This is a genomic window from Rhizobium terricola (assembly GCF_012927355.1).
GTDB classification, from domain to species: Bacteria; Pseudomonadota; Alphaproteobacteria; order Rhizobiales; family Rhizobiaceae; genus Allorhizobium; species Allorhizobium terricola.
In genome coordinates this window covers 39,767-57,003 of record NZ_JABBGK010000006.1, presented here as the reverse complement: position 1 = coordinate 57,003, position 17,237 = coordinate 39,767, and the positions used below count along the sequence as shown (strand labels likewise).

General features: G+C 63.5%; 16 protein-coding genes. 8 read left to right on the top strand and 8 right to left on the bottom strand.

All coding sequences use genetic code 11. From position 1 onward, the window contains the following. The first annotated feature begins 18 nt into the window (after window positions 1-18). The 4 genes from HHL25_RS20030 (at window position 19) to HHL25_RS20015 (ending at window position 3,307) form a co-directional block, all read left to right on the top strand. Window positions 19-963 (top strand): Bug family tripartite tricarboxylate transporter substrate binding protein, encoded by a 945-nt coding sequence (locus HHL25_RS20030; RefSeq protein WP_169594979.1) that lies wholly within the window; start codon window positions 19-21, stop codon window positions 961-963. Further along, window positions 960-1,451, top strand: coding sequence for a tripartite tricarboxylate transporter TctB family protein (locus tag HHL25_RS20025; protein ID WP_169594976.1), 492 nt, complete (start codon window positions 960-962; stop codon window positions 1,449-1,451). The genes HHL25_RS20030 and HHL25_RS20025 overlap by 4 nt, the downstream gene beginning before the upstream one ends. Before the next feature lie 13 nt (window positions 1,452-1,464). Beyond that, the gene (locus HHL25_RS20020) at window positions 1,465-2,982 is read left to right on the top strand and encodes a tripartite tricarboxylate transporter permease (protein ID WP_169594974.1); all 1,518 of its coding nucleotides are present in this window, start codon (window positions 1,465-1,467) and stop codon (window positions 2,980-2,982) included. A gap of 154 nt (window positions 2,983-3,136) precedes the next feature. Further along, complete coding sequence (locus HHL25_RS20015) at window positions 3,137-3,307, top strand: hypothetical protein (RefSeq protein ID WP_169594971.1); 171 nt, start codon at window positions 3,137-3,139, stop codon at window positions 3,305-3,307. 64 nt (window positions 3,308-3,371) lie between these two features. On the opposite strand, the gene HHL25_RS20010 is transcribed toward HHL25_RS20015, so the two are convergent. The 8 genes from HHL25_RS20010 to bktB form a co-directional block, all read right to left on the bottom strand. Then, entirely contained in the window at window positions 3,372-4,391 is a 1,020-nt protein-coding gene (locus HHL25_RS20010) for a GlxA family transcriptional regulator (RefSeq protein WP_169594968.1), read from the bottom strand. A gap of 111 nt (window positions 4,392-4,502) precedes the next feature. Beyond that, window positions 4,503-5,369, bottom strand: coding sequence for a dipeptide ABC transporter ATP-binding protein (locus tag HHL25_RS20005; RefSeq protein ID WP_169594967.1), 867 nt, complete (start codon window positions 5,367-5,369; stop codon window positions 4,503-4,505). After that, a complete protein-coding gene (locus HHL25_RS20000; RefSeq protein ID WP_169594965.1) occupies window positions 5,366-6,214 on the bottom strand; it encodes an ABC transporter ATP-binding protein in 849 nt (282 codons plus the stop codon). The genes HHL25_RS20005 and HHL25_RS20000 overlap by 4 nt, the downstream gene beginning before the upstream one ends. Window position 6,215: 1 nt before the next feature. After that, entirely contained in the window at window positions 6,216-7,121 is a 906-nt protein-coding gene (locus tag HHL25_RS19995; protein ID WP_169594963.1) for an ABC transporter permease subunit, read from the bottom strand. Between the two features lie 14 nt (window positions 7,122-7,135). Further along, on the bottom strand, window positions 7,136-8,140 hold the full coding sequence (locus HHL25_RS19990) for an ABC transporter permease subunit (protein WP_169594961.1): 1,005 nt from the start codon (window positions 8,138-8,140) through the stop codon (window positions 7,136-7,138). A gap of 182 nt (window positions 8,141-8,322) precedes the next feature. Further along, window positions 8,323-9,918, bottom strand: coding sequence for an ABC transporter substrate-binding protein (locus HHL25_RS19985; protein ID WP_169594959.1), 1,596 nt, complete (start codon window positions 9,916-9,918; stop codon window positions 8,323-8,325). A gap of 504 nt (window positions 9,919-10,422) precedes the next feature. Beyond that, the gene (locus tag HHL25_RS19980; protein ID WP_315853103.1) at window positions 10,423-11,325 is read right to left on the bottom strand and encodes a DMT family transporter; all 903 of its coding nucleotides are present in this window, start codon (window positions 11,323-11,325) and stop codon (window positions 10,423-10,425) included. A gap of 116 nt (window positions 11,326-11,441) precedes the next feature. Then, window positions 11,442-12,632, bottom strand: coding sequence for a beta-ketothiolase BktB (gene bktB, locus HHL25_RS19975; RefSeq protein WP_169594957.1), 1,191 nt, complete (start codon window positions 12,630-12,632; stop codon window positions 11,442-11,444). A 252-nt stretch (window positions 12,633-12,884) separates the two neighbouring features. Here bktB and HHL25_RS19970 point away from each other — a divergent pair, with 252 nt between their 5' ends. The 4 genes from HHL25_RS19970 to HHL25_RS19955 all read left to right on the top strand — a co-directional run bounded on the left by HHL25_RS19970 (window position 12,885) and on the right by HHL25_RS19955 (window position 17,228). Further along, window positions 12,885-13,838 carry a sugar-binding transcriptional regulator gene (locus HHL25_RS19970; protein WP_169594955.1) on the top strand — a complete coding sequence of 318 codons (954 nt, stop codon included), beginning with the start codon at window positions 12,885-12,887 and terminating at the stop codon, window positions 13,836-13,838. Between the two features lie 158 nt (window positions 13,839-13,996). Then, window positions 13,997-15,307, top strand: a complete 1,311-nt coding sequence (locus HHL25_RS19965; RefSeq protein WP_169594953.1) for an ABC transporter substrate-binding protein — start codon at window positions 13,997-13,999, stop codon at window positions 15,305-15,307. Between the two features lie 215 nt (window positions 15,308-15,522). After that, entirely contained in the window at window positions 15,523-16,395 is an 873-nt protein-coding gene (locus HHL25_RS19960) for a carbohydrate ABC transporter permease (protein ID WP_169594951.1), read from the top strand. 2 nt (window positions 16,396-16,397) lie between these two features. Beyond that, window positions 16,398-17,228 carry a carbohydrate ABC transporter permease gene (locus HHL25_RS19955; RefSeq protein WP_169594948.1) on the top strand — a complete coding sequence of 277 codons (831 nt, stop codon included), beginning with the start codon at window positions 16,398-16,400 and terminating at the stop codon, window positions 17,226-17,228. Window positions 17,229-17,237: the final 9 nt, after the last annotated feature.

The following is a 17,237-nucleotide window of genomic DNA, read 5'->3' as shown; positions in this document are numbered from 1 at the left end:
CTGACGGAGGAGTTCATCTTGAAACAGTTCATCCTGGCAACCATCATGGCCGGCGCAATCGCGCTGCCGTCCTTTGCCGCCGACTACACCATCATGGCTCCCGCCAATCCTGGCGGCGGCTGGGACCAGACGGCCCGTTCGATGCAGACCGTCCTGCAGCAGGAAGGCATTTCGCCGGCCGCACAGGTCCAGAACGTACCCGGCGCCGGCGGCACCATCGGCCTTGCCCAGTTCGCCAACCAGGCCAAGGGCAACCCCAACGCCCTGATCGTCGGCGGCTACGTCATGGTCGGCGCGATCCTCACCAACAAGTCGCCGGTTTCGCTGAAGGACGTCACCCCGATCGCTCGGCTCACCGGCGAAAACGAGGCGATCGTCGTTCCGGCCGCGTCGCCGATCCAGTCGATGGCCGACCTCGTCGCGGCGCTCAAGAAGGATCCAGGCTCGGTCTCCTGGGCCGGCGGCTCGGCCGGCGGCACCGACCACATCGCCGTAGGCCTGATCGCCAAGGCTGCCGGTGTCGACCCGACAAAAATCAACTACATCGCGTTCTCCGGCGGCGGTGAAGCGCTTGCCGCCATCCTCGGCAGCCAGGTGACCGCCGGCATCTCCGGCATCGGTGAATTCGAGGCCCAGGTGAAGTCCGGCACGCTGCGCCTGCTCGCCGTTTCGAGCGCCGAGCGCCTGCCGAACGTCGATGCACCGACGCTCAAGGAAAGCGGCCTCGACGTGGTCGTCGAGAACTGGCGCATGGTTGCAGCCGCTCCGGGCCTGACCGCCGAACAGACCGCCGCCGTCTCGGCCGACGTCGAGAAGATGGTCAAGTCCGCCGGCTGGCAGGAAGTCCTCAAGACCAAGGGCTGGCAGGACACCTATCTCGCCGGTGACGCCTTCAAGGCCCAGCTCGACAAGGATGTCGCCGCCACCGAAGCCGTCCTCAAGGACATCGGACTGGTGAAATGAGCGAGACAGGACGCTCCTCGACCGAGACACGCCGCCCCGACGGGGCGGCGCTTGTCATCGCCCTGGTCCTTGCCGGATTGGCAGCGCTGATCTTCTGGGACGTCGCCCGCCTCAGCGAGGTCGTCGGCTATTCGCCGGTCGGTCCGGCGACGGTTCCGAAGTGGATCGCCTTCGGCTTGATCGGCCTCTCGATCTGGACAGCCGTCGCCGCCTTCCGACGTGACTTCCCCGAGCGCGAACATCAGGAAGTCGCTCCGGTACTCTGGGTCATCGGCGGACTTGCCGGTCAGATGCTGTTTCTGAAGACCCTCGGCTTTTCGATCGCCACCGGCGTGCTCTTCGCCGCGACCGCCTATGCCTTCGGCAAACGCCAGCTGTGGATCACGCTGCCCGTAGGCATCGTGCTCAGCCTGTTCGTCTGGCTGGTCTTTGCGCTCCTGCTGCAGCTGTCGCTTCCGGCCGGCCCGCTCGAGCATCTGTTTCTCTGAGGAGTAGCCTTGCATGGATACCTTTGACTTTCTGCTGCAGGGCATCCTTGTCGCAGCCCAGCCGGCGAACCTGCTATACGCCCTGATCGGGGTCACACTCGGCACCGCCGTCGGCGTCCTGCCGGGCATCGGCCCGGCGCTGACGGTCGCCCTGCTCCTGCCCGTCACCTTCAAGCTCGATCCCGCCGGTTCGCTCATCATGTTCGCCGGCATCTACTATGGCGGCATGTATGGCGGCTCGACCACATCGATCCTGCTCAACACGCCGGGCGAAAGCTCGTCGATCGTCACCGCCCTCGAGGGCAACAAGATGGCCCGCGCCGGACGCGGCGGCCCGGCCCTTGCCACGGCTGCCATCGGCTCTTTCGTCGCCGGCCTGATCGCCACCATTGCGCTCGCCTTCATCGCGCCGTTCATCGTCAAGCTCGCCCTCGTCTTCGGACCGCGCGAATACTTCGCCCTGATGGTGCTCGCCTTCGTCACAGTGTCCTCGGCCTTCGGCGACAGCACCCTGCGCGGGCTCACCTCGCTCTTCATCGGACTGACGCTCGCAACCGTCGGCATCGACCAGCTGACCGGCCAGAACCGCATGAGCTTCGGCGTGCCCGATCTGCTGGACGGCATCGAGGTCACGACGCTCGCCGTCGCCATGTTCGCGATCGGCGAAACCCTCTTCCTCGCGGCACAGGGCGATCGCGGTCCGGACAAGGTCGAAGCCGTACGCGGTTCGATTTGGATGACGGCCGCCGACTGGGCCCGCTCGTGGAAACCCTGGCTGCGCGGCACCGCGATCGGCTTTCCGATCGGCGCCATGCCGGCCGGCGGCGCGGAAATCGGCACCTTCCTGTCCTATGCGACCGAAAAGCGGCTGACCAACCATCCGGAAGAGTTCGGCAACGGCGCCATCGAAGGGGTCGCTGGCCCGGAAGCGGCCAACAACGCATCCGCGGCCGGAACGCTGGTGCCGCTGCTGACGCTCGGCCTGCCAACGACCGCGACCGCGGCCATCATGCTCGCAGGCTTCCAGCAATACGGCCTGCAGCCCGGTCCGCTGCTGTTCGCCACCAATCCCCAACTCGTCTGGGGCCTGATCGCCAGCCTGCTGATCGCCAACTTCATGCTGCTCGTGCTGAACCTGCCGCTGATCGGTCTTTGGGTCCGCCTGCTGACCATCCCGAAACCCTGGCTTTATGCCGGCATTCTGCTGTTCGCGACGCTCGGCACCATCGGCGCCAACCCCTCGGTCTACGAACTCGGCATGCTGCTCGCCTTTGGCGTGATGGGCTACATCATGCGCGTCTTCGGCTATCCGATCGCCCCGGTGGTCGTCGGCCTGATCCTCGGGCCCCTCGCCGAGCAGCAGCTGCGACGTGCGCTTGCCATCAGCCAGGGCGACGCGACCGTGCTGGTCACGTCCCCGATTGCCGCCGGCCTGCTGCTCCTCGCAGCCGTCGCGCTGATCCTCCCGCTGGTGCTTCGCGCCCGCGGCAAGGGCGAGATGCTTTCGCATCTGGCAGCCAGCGAGGACTGAAAACAATCAGGACATGACGGAAGTCAATGGCGGGTCGGATCGAAGAGATCCGGCCCGCTTTTCTTGCATGGCTGAGATGAAGGAAACGCCATTGTAGAATTCGTGCCGGAGGACCATCTTTGTTCTGTCAACAAGAGAGAAGAAGGCAAAGAAGATGTCTGTCCTTACAGGTTCCATCAGCAATGGTTTCCTCGGCAGGGCTTTCGCCGTCATCAGCGCGGCAGGGGCCGCTGCTGCCGCAGTCGAAGCACACCGTGCTCCGCGTGACCGTGACCTGCGCACCTTGGGCATTGATCCCCAGGGCTTCCGCCAGGTCCGCCGCTGAACGTAGCCGAAATAAACCCGCATAAAGAAACAAAGGCCGACGTCATCGCCGGCCTTTTGCTTTTCTAGGTCGCAGTTTCCGCCGCATGGCGCCGTCGCGCGGCAACCGGCGTGATGGCAAACTCCTTGCGGAACTTGCGGATGAAATGGGAGACGTTCTCGAAGCCCGTTTCCAGGGCGATGTCGATCAGAGGCTTGTCGGTGAAGACCACCAGCCGGCGCGCATGCTCCAGCCGGAGCCGGATATACATGGCGACCGGGGTCGCCCCGAATTCGGTACGGAACAGCCGCTCGAGCTGGCGGCGCGACAGGCCGACCGCATCGGCGACGTCATCGATGCTGACCACATCCTCGATATGCTGCTCCATCATGATCAGCGCCATGTTGGTGCGCTTGTCGCGCACCGGCGTCGAGCCGAGCGGATTGCGGGTCTGCATCTCGCTGGCGTCGCGCCGGCGGGTGATCTGCATGATCTCCAGGGCATTGCGTTCCGCCGCCTCGCCGACATGGCGGCGGATGAGATAGGTCGCAAGGTCAGCGACGCTCGATCCCCCTGCGCAGGTGATGCGGCCATGATCCTCGACAAAAAGACGCTTCGACGTCGCATCGATCGACGGAAAGCGCGAGCGGAAGTCGACATAGTGCAGCCAGCTCACACAGGCCGTGCGGCCGTCGAGCAGGCCGGTTTCGGCGAGAATGAAGCTGCCGGTGCAAACCCCGATGATCGGCACGCCGGCCGCCGCCGCCTCGTTCAGGAAGGCGATCGCCTCCCGGTCGATCGGCTCCGCCACGTTGAGCCGTCCGCCGACCACGGCGATATAGCTGAACTGCTTCGGATTTCCGAGCGGCGCCGTCGGCGCCACCTGGATGCCGCAGCTCGATGTGATGAAATTTCGCGTGCTGCCGAGCACCGCCCAGTCGCAGTTGACGCGGCCGGACCGGTCCTCAAAGTCGCTGCCGAGACGCAGGGCGTCGGCAAACAGGGAGAAGGCGCTGAGCGTGAAGCTGCGCGCCAGAATGAAGCCGATGCGCAGCACCGGCTGGTTCTTCTGGTCTTTCGCTCTGCTGGCAAGTGCCTGCGTCATGGACTTCTTCGCGACCCGGTTGCTGTCTCAAGCCCCGCCAATAGCAAAGGCGGGCAGGAATATCCACTGCCCGCCTCAAAGCGTCCGGTGAGCAAGCCTTCGGTGAAGACCTCAGCTTGCCCTTGCGACGGGACGAACCCGCTTGGCCATACGCGCGCGGATCGATTCCACGTCTGCCCGGGGCGTCGCGGCAAACAGCGTCTTGGTATAGTCGTGCTGCGGATCGGTGAACACCGCCTCGCGACTGCCGTATTCCACGGCCTCGCCATAATACATCACCATCACCTCGTCGGCGATATAGCGTACCACCGAAAGGTCGTGGCTGATGAAGACGTAAGTGAGCCCGAATTCCTCCTGCAGGTCGGCGAGCAGGTTGAGTACCTGGGCCTGGACCGAAAGGTCGAGCGCCGACACCGGCTCGTCGAGGACCAGCAGTTTCGGTTTCAGCATCAACGCGCGGGCGATCGCGATACGCTGGCGCTGACCGCCCGAGAACATGTGCGGGTAGCGATTGTAGTGCTCCGGACCGAGACCCACCTTCACCAGCATCTCGGTGGCAAGCTCACGCCGCTCGACTGCCGACAGCGAGGTGTTGATCGCCAGCGGTTCGCCGAGAACGTCGCCGATCTTCTGACGCGGGTTCAGCGAACCATAGGGGTTCTGGAAGACGATCTGCACCTTCTGGCGCATCTCGGCCGTGAGATGCCCCGGGCGCGTATCGACGGGCTTGCCCTCGATCAGCAGCTCGCCGGAGGTCGGCTCGTCGATGAAGGTCAGGATGCGGGCGAGCGTCGACTTGCCGCAACCGCTTTCGCCGACGATGGCGAGCGTCTTGCCGGCATCGAGCTTGAAGGAAACGCCCTTCACCGCATGCACGACCTTTTCCGGCTTCAGAAAGCCCGTCGGCACATGATAGTCGCGCTTGATGTTGCGGATCTCGAGCATCGGCGTGGTGTTCGCAGAACTGGTCTCGGTCATGCGTTTTCTCCTGCGGCCGCGCCCGCCATGAAGTCGGAAACGGTGGTGAGGCGGTCTCCGGTGGCATTCTCCGGAAGAGCCGACAGCAGCGCCCGCGTATAGGCGCTCTTCGGCGCCTCGAAGAGCGACAGCACGTCGGCCTCCTCCATCTTGCGGCCCTTGTACTGGACGACGACGCGATCGGCCGTCTCGGCAACCACGCCCATGTCGTGGGTGATCATGATGAGACCCATGCCGGTATCGGCCTGCAGCTTCATCAGCAGGTCGAGGATCTGCTTCTGGATCGTCACGTCGAGCGCGGTGGTCGGCTCGTCGGCGATGAGGAGCTTCGGATTGCAGGCGATCGCCATGGCGATCATCACGCGCTGGCACTGGCCACCCGACATCTGGTGCGGGAAATGTCCGAGCCGCTCGGCCGGATCGGGAAGACCGACCAGCTTGAACAGCTCGATGGCGCGCGCGCGGCGTGCCGCCTTGCCGAGTCCCATGTGGATGCGCAGCACTTCCTCGATCTGGAAGCCGACGGTGAAGCACGGATTGAGGCTCGCCACCGGCTCCTGGAAGATCATCGCGATGTCCTTGCCGATCAGCTTGCGCCGTTCGGCGGGCGAGATCGCGTGAATGTCGCGGCCCTCGAACAGCATTTTGTCGGCGGTGATCTTCGCCGTCCAGGGCAGAAGCCCCATGACGGCGAGCATGGCGACAGACTTGCCCGAGCCGGATTCGCCGACGATCGCCAGCACTTCGCCGCCCTCGACCGAGAGCGAGACACCATCGACGGCCTTGAACCAGCCGGTGGCCGTCTCGAATTCGACGGTCAGGTTTTCGATTTCGAGAAGCGCCATGTCAGGACCTCTTCAGCTTGGGATCGAGGGCGTCGCGCAGGCCGTCGCCCATCAGGTTGATGGCAAGAACGGTGATCAGGATCGCAAGCCCCGGGAAGGTGACGACCCACCATGCGCGCAGGATGAATTCGCGCGCCTCGGCGAGCATTGTGCCCCATTCGGGCGCCGGCGGCTGCGCGCCCATGCCGAGGAAGCCGAGCGCTGCCGCATCCAGGATCGCGTTGGAGAAGGAGAGCGTCGCCTGGACGATCAGCGGCGCCATGCAGTTCGGCAGGATGGTGCGGAACATCAGGCGCAGCGGGCCGGCGCCGGCAAGGCGGGCGGCCGTGACGTAGTCCCGGGTCTTCTCCGCCATCACGGCAGCACGCGTCAGGCGCACAAAATGCGGCTGGAGCGTGAGTGCGATGGCGATCATGCCGTTGGTCAGGCTCGGTCCGAGGATGGCGACGAGAACAAGGGCGAGAAGCAGAGACGGAAACGCCAGGATGATGTCCATCAGGCGCATGATGACCGTGTCGACCCAGCCGCGGTAATAGCCGGCGATGAGACCGACCAGGATGCCACCAGTCAGCGACAGCGTCGTCACGAAGACGCCGATGAACAGCGAATACTGCGCACCGTAGATCAGGCGAGAAAGGATGTCGCGTCCGACCGGGTCGGTGCCGAGCGGATAGCTCCAGGTGCCGCCTTCCAGCCAGGCCGGCGGCAGCAGGACGACATCGCGATACTGCTCGAACGGCGAGTGGGGCGCGAAGAACGGGGCGAAGACCGCAACGATGACGAGCGCGATGAAGACGAACAGCCCGATCACCGCACCACGGTTTTCGGAGAAGTAGAACCAGAATTCGGCCAGCATCTGGCGGCGCAGCGCCGCGGTGGAAACGGTTTGGTTGGCGGTATCGGCCATGGGATTTGCTCCTTCTAGTGGCGGATGCGCGGGTTGATCAGGCCGTAAAGCAGATCAACGACGAGATTGACGACCATGATGATGCCGGCGATCAGCAGAAGACCGCCCTGGATTACCGGATAGTCGCGCCGGAAGACGGAATCGACCATCCACTTGCCGATGCCCGGCCAGGAGAAGATGGTCTCGGTGAGGATCGCGCCTGCGAGCATGACGCCGATCTGCAGACCGATCGTGGTGATGACCGGGATCAGCGCATTGCGCAGGGCGTGCAGGCCGACGACGCGCAGCGGCGACAGGCCCTTGGCCCGGGCGGTGCGGATATAGTCCTCGGAGAGCACCTCCAGCATGGCCGAGCGCGTCTGGCGCGCGATGACGGCGAGCGGGATCGTGGCGAGCACGATCGACGGCAGGGCCAGATGGCTGAGCGCCGACATGAAGGCGCCCTTCTGGCCGGACAGCAGCGAGTCGATCAGCATGAAGCCCGTGACCGGCGGGAAGAAGAACATCAGCGAGATGCGCCCCGACACCGGCGTCCACTGCAGGATGCCCGAAAACAGGATGATCAGCAGCAGGCCCCACCAGAAGATCGGCATCGAATAGCCGACCAGCGCGATACCCATCATCGACTGGTCGAAGACGGAACCACGCTTGATGGCGGCAATCACGCCGGCCGGAATGCCGAGAACGATGGCGATGATGATGGCGCAGAGCGACAGTTCGACCGTCGCCGGGAAAAGCGCCAGGAACTGGTCGAGGATCGGCGACTTGGACACGATCGAGGTTCCGAAATCTCCGGTCAGCACGCCGCCGAGATAGTCGAAATACTGCACGACCAGCGGCCGGTCGAGGCCGAGATGCGCGCTGATCTGGGCGTGACGTTCAGGCGACATGACGCGCTCGCCGGACAGGAGCGCGACGGGATCGCCGGGAAGAAGCCGGATGAAGGCGAAGGCTATGATCGAAACCCCGACAAAGGTCGGGATCAGCACGGCAAGCCGCCGCAAGAGAAAGCCAAACATGATGGACCTGCTGTTGTTCTTCTTGGAGGTCTTGAGTCGCGCGCCAGGCGGCGAACTCCTGTTCCCCGGCGGTCATACGTCCAGGCCGGGTATGAGCGGACCAGCCGTCATATCGGCCGTTCCTAATGCAATTGCCGCGGGACAGGCAAGCTGTCCCGCGGCAAAATCCTGAAAATCGGCCGTTACTCGGCGATATCCACGTTCTCGAAGGTGAAGTCGCCGAGCGGGCTCTGGACGAAGCCGGAGACTTCCTTGCGCATCGGAACGACCGACAGCGAGTGGTCGAGCGTTGCCCAAGGCGCTTCGCGCTTGAAGACGACCTGTGCTTCTTCATAGAGCTTGGTGCGCTCGGCCTGGTCGGAGGTGACCTTGGCCTTCTTCACCAGCGCGTTGAACTCTTCATTGCACCACTGAGCGCGGTTGTTACCGCCCACGGCTTCGCAGCCGAGCAGGGTGTCGAGGAAGTTGTCCGGGTCGCCGTTGTCGCCGGTCCAGCCGAGCATGACGGCACCGTCACGATCCTTGGCCTTCGAACGGTCGAGGTACTCGGCCCATTCGTAGGAAACGATCTCGACCTTGACGCCGATCTTGGAGAAGTCGTCCTGGATGATTTCAGCGGCGCGACGTGCGTTCAGCATGTACGGACGCGAAACGGGCATCGCCCAGACCTTCATCGACAGATCCTTGACGCCAGCTGCCTCGAGTTCCTTCTTGGCGGCATCGAGATCGTAAGCGTCGTCCTCGACCTTGTCGTTGTAGGACCACATCGTCGGCGGGATCGGGTTCTTGGCAGGCGTTGCCATGCCCTGGAACACGGCGTCGACGATGGCCTTCTTGTTGATGGCCTTGTTGAGTGCCTTGCGGACTTCGACCTTGTCGAACGGAGCCTGGGTCGTGTTGTAGGCGAGGTAGGCGACGTTGAGGCCTTCCTGTTCCATCACGGTGAGCGCCGGGTCCGTCTTCATGGCAGCAACGTCAGCTGCGTTCGGGAACGGCATCAGGTGGCATTCGCCGGCCTTCAGCTTCTGGTAGCGAACGGCGGCGTCCGTGGTGATCGCGAAGACGAGGTCGTCGATCTTCGGTGCGCCACCCCAGTAGTCGGCGTTCTTCTTGTAACGGATGACGGCGTCCTGCTGGTAGCCGACGAAGATGAACGGACCGGTGCCGACCGGCATCTGGTTCAGCTGTTCCTTCTTGCCTTCGGCTTCGAGCTTGTCGGCATATTCCTTCGAAACGATCGAGGCGAAGGGCATGGCGAGGTTGGCGATGAACGGTGCTTCCGGACGGTTCAGCACGAACTTGACGGTCAGATCATCGACCTTCTCGATCGACTTGATCAGTTCCGGGAAGCCCATGCCGGCGGCGTATTCCCAGGAGGTGCCGGCCACATACTGAGCCCACGGATGATCGGCCTTGATCTGGCGTTCAATCGAGAAAATGACGTCGTCGGCGTTCAGGTCGCGGCTCGGCGTGAAGAATTCAGTCGTGTGGAACTTGACGCCTGCACGCAGCTTGAACGTGTATTCGGTGCCGTCGGCGTTAACCTGGTAGCTTTCTGCGAGACCGGCTTCCGCTTCGGTCGTACCCGGCTTGAACTCCATCAGTCGGCTGTAAACCGGGTGCGCCGATGCGTCGAAGGTCGTGCCGGCGGTGTACATGCCCGGGTCGAAACCTTCCGGCGAACCTTCCGAGCAGTAGACGAAGGTCTTTGCGCTTGCGGCGGTGGAAAGGAAAGTGGCTGCCAGCAGTGCTGCGGCAAAACCGAACTTGATCTTCATGACAATCTCCCAATTGCGTGTCACCGGCCTGGCCGGGCACGTTGGTTTATCAGTTGCACGGCGCGCCCCATATCGCGCCATGGTTCTACGCTCGTGGATTGGACCCACGAAAAAAGGAGCCGTCGGAACGCCGGCCGGAGAGCAGGAAAAAGCCCCGAAAAAGACCCTTGCCTGCTGGCCGTGGCCATCGGCACACTTCTTTCGTCTTATCCGTTGTTACACGCTTGTAAAGAGACATTCTGCCGCAATTTCGCTGCATCTGGGGCAACTTTTTGTTATTTCGCGGTTTCTTTAAACGTTTCGCATCGCCGGAACGGCATGAAATCGTGCTGAGCAACCCAAAAAATCGCATTTCAGCGATTCTAAATATGTATTCAACCAGCGCCGTTTACGGTCCCGTTTGCGAACAGAACGCGTACCGAATGTGGCAAAGTCGACTACGTCAATCTGTGCCTTTGCGCCAGTGGCGGGAAATCGGCCACCGGGCGGCTTCCAAAATGTGGATTATCGACCGGCCGGCGCCCCTTCGCCGGCCGCGTTCTGCTTGGCCCGGATCTCCCGCCACACGGTGAAGACCCCGGCGACCACCACGACGAGCGACCCGAACCAGATGTTCCAGGGCAGGGTCTCCCCGAACAGCAGCACCCCGATGACGCAGGCGAAGACGAGATGCAGGTAGCTGAACGGCTGGACCAGCACTGCGTCCAGATGATCGAGCGCCTTGATCAGGCAGTAGTGGCTGATCATGCCCGTGCAGCAGAGCAAGGCCATCCAGCCCCAGTCCTTCTGCGCCAGCGGCTCCCAGGTGAACGGGCCGACAAAAGTGATCGCGACGGCGCCGACCACGCCGATATAGAGGAAACTGGTCATCGGCGGATCGCTGCGTCCCGCGAGCCGTGTCGCAAGCGCATAGGCCGCCAGCATGAAGGCATTGAGCACCGCAATCATGAGGACGGGATCGAAGATGCCGGCATCCGGCTTCAAGATGATGAGAACCCCGACAAAGCCCACTGCGATTGCGAGCCAGCGGCGCCAGCCGACATGTTCGCCGAGCACGGGCACGGAAAGGGCTGCGACCAGCAGCGGGGTCGCGGAAAAGATAGCCTGGGAATGGGCAAGGCCGACCAGCCAGAAACAGAAGATGGCCGTGACGATCTGGGTGGCCAGCAGGACCCCGCGAAAGATCTGCAGGCCGGGCCTGGCACTCTTCAGGGTCTGCCTGAGGCCGCCGGGTGCGCGCATCGCCAGCACGATGGCAAAGGCACCGAAGGCCCAGTAACGGATCATGGTGATCATGATCGGCGAATAGATCTCGCCAAGATGCTTCGAAATGGCATCCTGGGTGGCGAAGATCACATAGGTGGCAAGGGCGAAGAGGTATCCGCTTCTGTCCGATTTGATAGGCACGCGCGCACGATTCCCGGTTCTCCCTCCCGCCCGATCAGTAGCGGGGGATTGCGCCGAGACGCAATCCCCCAATGACCGTATCTCGAAAGGCCCGCAGGCCGTATGGCGGCTGATACTCAGCCGTGATCCGGATTTTCAATGATCAGCGCGATGCCCTGACCGCCGCCAATGCACATCGTGGCAAGGCCATAGCGTCCGCCGATGCGCCGGAGTTCATGGATCGCCTTGATGAGGATGATCGTGCCAGAGGCCCCGACAGGGTGGCCGAGCGCGATCGCCCCGCCATTCGGATTGGTCTTTTCGTCCGGGAAGCCGAGATCACGTGCGACGGCGCAGGCCTGGACGGCGAAGGCCTCGTTGGATTCGATCACGTCCAGGTCGGCGACGGCGAGACCGGCACGCGACAGCGCCTGCTTGACGGCCGGCACCGGCCCCAGCCCCATCACCTCGGGTGCGACCCCGCCCAGACCATAGGCGACGATGCGGGCGAGAACCTGCGTTCCCTTTTGCGCGGCAACGCCTTCCTCCATCAGGACGACCGCAGCGGCCGCATCGTTGAGGCCGCTGGCATTGCCGGCCGTCACGGTCCCATCCTTGCGGAAGGCAGCGCGCAGCTTGCCGAGATCCTCGGCGGTGACATCGGCGCGGACATGCTCGTCGGTGTCGAAGACCACCTCCTTGCGCCCCTGTTTGACGGTGAGCGGCAGGATTTGCTCGGCAAACCGACCCTCGGCGATCGCCCGGGCGGCGCGCTTGTGGGATTCGAGCGCGAAGGCATCCTGTGCGGCCCGGTCGATCCCGGCCCGCTCGGCGATGTTTTCCGCGGTGATCCCCATATGCCCGTTGCCGAAGGGATCGGTCAGAGCGCCGATCATCATGTCGACGGCCAACGTGTCGCCCATCTTCTGGCCGTGGCGGGCCTGGGTCAGCAGGTGACCAGCCCGGCTCATGCTTTCGGCACCGCCGGCAAGGGCGATGTCGGCATTGCCGAGCATGATCTGTTCCGCCGCCGTGACCACGGCCTGGAGGCCGGAACCGCAAAGGCGGTTGAGGGTCAGTGCGGGCGAGGTTTCCGGCACACCGGCGCGAATTGCCGCGACGCGCGAGATATACATGTCCTCGGGCGCCGTGTGGATGACATTGCCGAACACCGTCTGGCCGATCTCGGCGGCCGAGATTCCGGCCCGCGCGATGGCTTCGCGGGCAACCGTCGCCGCGAGTTCGCAGGGCGCGATCGCCGACAGCGACCCGCCGAAATCCCCGATCGCCGTTCTGACGCCGGATGCTATGACAACTTTTCTGCTCATGGACTGTTCCTCTCCCTTCCCCGCCGGCCGAAGGATACGTTCCCCCTGGCGCCGGACACCTATGCGAAAATCTCGATCTCCGGCCTATCGCGCTGCCGCAACCCCGACAAGCCCCGAAAGATGATAGGAGATCGCCAAGGGATGACGCGCGGGCATCGGCGGCGCCCCGGGCAAGCCTCCGGTTCTTATGGCGGATTTGACAGTCGTCCGGAAAATTGGCAGCACTGACAGGAAAGGACGGGTGGACTCTTCATGGCGAAACGAGGCGAAGCGCAAACGCGGCTGGACGATGCGGCACGGGCCGGCTGGCTCTACTACGTCGCCGGCCGGACGCAGGACGAGATTGCCGTCGCCATGGGCATCTCGCGCCAGAGCGCCCAGCGCCTCGTATCGCTGGCTGTTGCCGAAAAGCTCGTCAAGGTGCGGCTCGATCATCCAATCGCCGCCTGCCTCGAGCTTGCCGAGGCGGTCAAGGAGAAGTACGGCCTGAAGCAGGTCGACATTGTTCCGAGCGATCCGGGATCGGACTCTGCAACCGTCGGCGTCGCCGAGGCAGGGGCCGCTGAACTGGAGCGCTGGCTCAAGCAGCCCGATCCGCTGGTCATCGCCATGGGCACCGGTCGTACCCTGCGCGCCATGGTCGATCAGCTGTCGCCGATGGAATGTCCGCAACACAAGATCGTGTCGCTCACCGGCAATATCAGCCCCGACGGCTCGGCCGCCTACTTCAACGTTATCTTCTCGATGGCCGATGCGGTCAAGGCACCGCATTTCCCGATGCCCCTGCCCGTCATCGTCTCGTCCCGAGACGAACGCGACCTCCTGCACCGCCAGCCGCTGGTCGCCCCGACGATCGAACTCGGCCGGCGCTCCGACGTCACCTTCGTCGGCATCGGCGAGATGGGAGCGAAGGCACCGCTCCTGCTTGACGGCTTCCTGCGCCAGGAAGAAATGGACGATCTCATGGCCGCGGGCGCGGCCGGCGAGATCTGCGGCTGGGTTTTTGGTGCCGATGGCAAGCTGCTCGACCATCCGGTCAACGAGCGTGTGGCAAGTATCGCCATCCCTTCCCGCGACGCCTCCGTCGTCATCGGCCTCGCCCGCGGCCGCCGCAAGCTCGACGCCATCAGGGCCGCGGTCACCGGCGGCTACATCAATGGTCTCATCACCGATGAGGATGCGGCGCGGCACCTCCTCAGGCGCTGACCCGGCTCCGCAGCCCTAAATTTTTCTTCGCTAAAACAAGGAAGTGGCATGCGCCTTCGGCGCCGCAGCATGGATTCTGCATTGACATTTTTTCGCCTCGAAGTGAGTAATTGCCCATGAGCAAAGCAAATGCTCAATTTTTCTTCTGGGAGGAAGATATGAACCTCAAGACATTGCTGCTGGGCGCTTGCTCGGCCCTCGCACTCGCCGGCATGGCTTCGGCCGAAACCCTCACGATCGCGACCGTCAACAACGGCGACATGATCCGGATGCAGAAGCTGACGGACGACTTCAAGGCGAAGAATCCCGGCATCGATCTCGAGTGGGTGACGCTCGAAGAGAACGTCCTGCGCCAGAAGGTGACGACCGACATCGCCACCAAGGGCGGCCAGTTCGACATCCTGACCATCGGCACCTATGAAGTTCCGATCTGGGCCAAGCAGGGCTGGCTTCTGCCGCTCGACAACCTCGGCGCCGACTACGACGTCGACGACCTGCTGCCCGCCATCCGTTCCGGCCTGACGGCCGACGGCAAGCTCTATGCAGCGCCGTTCTACGGCGAGAGCTCGATGGTCATGTACCGCAAGGACCTGATGGAGAAGGCCGGGCTCACCATGCCCGACGCGCCGACCTGGGACTTCATCGCGGATGCAGCCCGCAAGATGACCGACAAGGCCAATGAAGTGTACGGCATCTGCCTGCGCGGCAAGGCCGGCTGGGGCGAGAACATGGCCTTCCTGACGGCCACGTCGAACTCCTTTGGCGCCCGCTGGTTCGACGAGAACTGGAAGCCACAGTTCGACCAGCCGGAGTGGAAGAAGACGCTCGACTTCTACGTCAGCCTGATGAACGAAGCCGGCCCTCCCGGCGCCTCCTCGAACGGCTTCAACGAAAACCTGGCACTCTTCCAGACCGGCAAGTGCGGCATGTGGATCGACGCGACCGTCGCCGCTTCGTTCGTGACGAACCCGAAGGACTCCACGGTCGCCGACAAGGTCGGTTTCGCGCTGGCTCCGGACAACGGCCTCGGCAAGCGCGGCAACTGGCTTTGGGCCTGGAATCTGGCGATCCCCGCCGGCACCCAGAAGGCTGAAGCTGCCGAAAAGTTCGTATCCTGGGCAACCAGCAAGGACTATCTGAAGCTTGTTGCCGAGAAGGAAGGCTGGGCCAACGTTCCTCCGGGCACCCGCACTTCGCTCTACGAAAACCCGGAATACCAGAAGGCAGCCCCCTTCGCGAAGATGACGCTCGACAGCATCAACGCAGCCGACCCGAAGGCCCCGACCGTCAAGCCCGTACCCTATGTCGGCGTGCAGTTCGTGGCGATCCCGGAATTCCAGGGTCTCGGCACCGCGGTCGGCCAGCAGTTCTCCGCAGCGCTCGCAGGTCAGGTCACCGTCGACCAGGCACTCACCAGCGCCCAGCAGCTGACCGAGCGCGAAATGACCAAGGCCGGCTACATCAAGTAAGCTCTCCCGAGCCAATGGATGGAGGGGCTCGACCCTCCATCCCCACTGAAGCGGGGGAGGACGACATGGCGACATGTCCTCCGAACCCGCTTCATTCTTTTTCTCACCATGGCGGCTGCCCGAGTGGCACCGCATGGCAAGGGCCGCGCTCCGCCCCCGCGCGATCGCGGCCCATCAATTCTCCAACCTGACACGTTCGAGAGAGGCGCGAAACCATGGCGACCACGCACACCCATTCCTCGGCGCGCCTCATGATGGCGCCCTCCGTTCTGCTCCTGCTGGCATGGATGATCATTCCGCTCTCGATGACCATCTACTTCTCGTTCCTGCGCTACAACCTGCTGATGCCGGGAATGGAAGAATTCGCCGGAGTGATGAACTACACCTTCTTCCTCAGCGACCCCGCCTTCTTCGCAGCCCTCACCAACACCCTGCTGCTCGTCGGCGGCGTGCTGCTGATCACGGTGGTCGGCGGCATCGCCTTCGCGCTCCTGCTCGACCAGCCAATGTTCGGCCAGGGGATCGTGCGCATCCTGGTGATCGCCCCCTTCTTCATCATGCCGACGGTTTCGGCGCTGGTGTGGAAGAACATGCTGATGAACCCGGTCAACGGGCTTTTCGCCTGGATCGCCAAGCTTTTCGGCCTGCAGCCGATCGACTGGCTGGCCAACTACCCGCTGCTGTCGATCATCCTGATCGTCGCCTGGCAGTGGCTGCCCTTCGCGACCCTGATCCTGCTCACCGCGTTGCAGTCGCTCGACGAGGAGCAGAAGGAAGCCGCCGAGATGGACGGCGCCGGCGCGATCTCGAAGCTGCTCTACATCATCCTGCCACACATGGCCCGTGCCATCACGGTGGTCATCCTGATCGAGACGATCTTCCTCTTGTCGGTCTTCGCCGAAATCCTGGTCACCACCAATGGCGGCCCCGGCTACCAGAGCACCAACATCACCTATCTCGTCTACGCCCAGGCCCTGCTGCAATTCGACATTGGCGGCGCGTCCGCCGGCGGCATCGTCGCCGTCGTGCTCGCCAACATCGTCGCCTTCTTCCTCATCCGCCTGATCGGCAAGAACCTGGAGAGCTGACCATGGCCCGCAGAGTCACAACCCAGCGCAAACTCGTCATGACGGCCATCGCCTGGACGCTCGGGATCCTGATCTTCTTCCCGATCCTCTGGACGTTCCTGACGAGCTTCAAGACCGAGGCGGAGGCGATCGCCTCCCCGCCCTCCTTCCTGTTCTTCGAATGGACGACGGAGAACTACGCGGAAGTCGAAAGCCGTTCGGACTATTTCAGCCACTTCATGAACTCGGTGGTGATCTCGTTCGGATCGACCCTGCTCGGCCTCATCATCGCAATTCCGGCCGCCTGGGCCATGGCGTTCTCGCCGACCAAGCGCACCAAGGACGTCCTGATGTGGATGCTCTCCACCAAGATGATGCCGCCGGTCGGCGCCCTGATCCCGATCTACCTGGTGTTTCGCGATTTCGGGCTGCTCGATACGCGATTTGGACTGGTCGTGGTCCTCACCCTCATCAACCTGCCTATCATCGTCTGGATGCTCTACACCTACTTCAAGGAGATTCCCGGCGAGATCCTCGAGGCGGCCCGCATGGACGGCGCCTCGCTGATGAAGGAGATCGTCTACGTCCTGACGCCGATGGCCGTGCCCGGCATTGCCTCGACGCTTCTCCTCAACGTCATCCTGTCGTGGAACGAAGCCTTCTGGACCCTCAACCTCACGGCCTCCAAGGCGGCTCCGCTGACCGCCTTCATCGCTTCCTACTCCAGTCCGGAAGGGCTCTTTTACGCCAAGCTCTCGGCCGCCTCGACCATGGCGATCGCACCGATCGTGATCCTCGGCTGGTTCAGCCAGAAACAACTCGTCCGCGGCCTGACCTTCGGCGCTGTCAAATAAGGAATAACA

Excerpts from the sequence above, each read along its gene's own strand:
- HHL25_RS20025 (WP_169594976.1), top strand. The coding sequence starts at position 960 with ATGAGCGAGACAGGACGCTCCTCGACCGAGACACGCCGCCCCGACGGG.
- HHL25_RS20020 (WP_169594974.1), top strand. The coding sequence starts at position 1,465 with ATGGATACCTTTGACTTTCTGCTGCAGGGCATCCTTGTCGCAGCCCAG.
- HHL25_RS20015 (WP_169594971.1), top strand. The coding sequence starts at position 3,137 with ATGTCTGTCCTTACAGGTTCCATCAGCAATGGTTTCCTCGGCAGGGCT.
- HHL25_RS20010 (WP_169594968.1), bottom strand. The coding sequence starts at position 4,391 with ATGACGCAGGCACTTGCCAGCAGAGCGAAAGACCAGAAGAACCAGCCG.
- HHL25_RS20005 (WP_169594967.1), bottom strand. The coding sequence starts at position 5,369 with ATGACCGAGACCAGTTCTGCGAACACCACGCCGATGCTCGAGATCCGC.
- HHL25_RS20000 (WP_169594965.1), bottom strand. The coding sequence starts at position 6,214 with ATGGCGCTTCTCGAAATCGAAAACCTGACCGTCGAATTCGAGACGGCC.
- HHL25_RS19995 (WP_169594963.1), bottom strand. The coding sequence starts at position 7,121 with ATGGCCGATACCGCCAACCAAACCGTTTCCACCGCGGCGCTGCGCCGC.
- HHL25_RS19990 (WP_169594961.1), bottom strand. The coding sequence starts at position 8,140 with ATGTTTGGCTTTCTCTTGCGGCGGCTTGCCGTGCTGATCCCGACCTTT.
- HHL25_RS19985 (WP_169594959.1), bottom strand. The coding sequence starts at position 9,918 with ATGAAGATCAAGTTCGGTTTTGCCGCAGCACTGCTGGCAGCCACTTTC.
- bktB (WP_169594957.1), bottom strand. The coding sequence starts at position 12,632 with ATGAGCAGAAAAGTTGTCATAGCATCCGGCGTCAGAACGGCGATCGGG.
- HHL25_RS19970 (WP_169594955.1), top strand. The coding sequence starts at position 12,885 with ATGGCGAAACGAGGCGAAGCGCAAACGCGGCTGGACGATGCGGCACGG.
- HHL25_RS19965 (WP_169594953.1), top strand. The coding sequence starts at position 13,997 with ATGAACCTCAAGACATTGCTGCTGGGCGCTTGCTCGGCCCTCGCACTC.
- HHL25_RS19960 (WP_169594951.1), top strand. The coding sequence starts at position 15,523 with ATGGCGACCACGCACACCCATTCCTCGGCGCGCCTCATGATGGCGCCC.
- HHL25_RS19955 (WP_169594948.1), top strand. The coding sequence starts at position 16,398 with ATGGCCCGCAGAGTCACAACCCAGCGCAAACTCGTCATGACGGCCATC.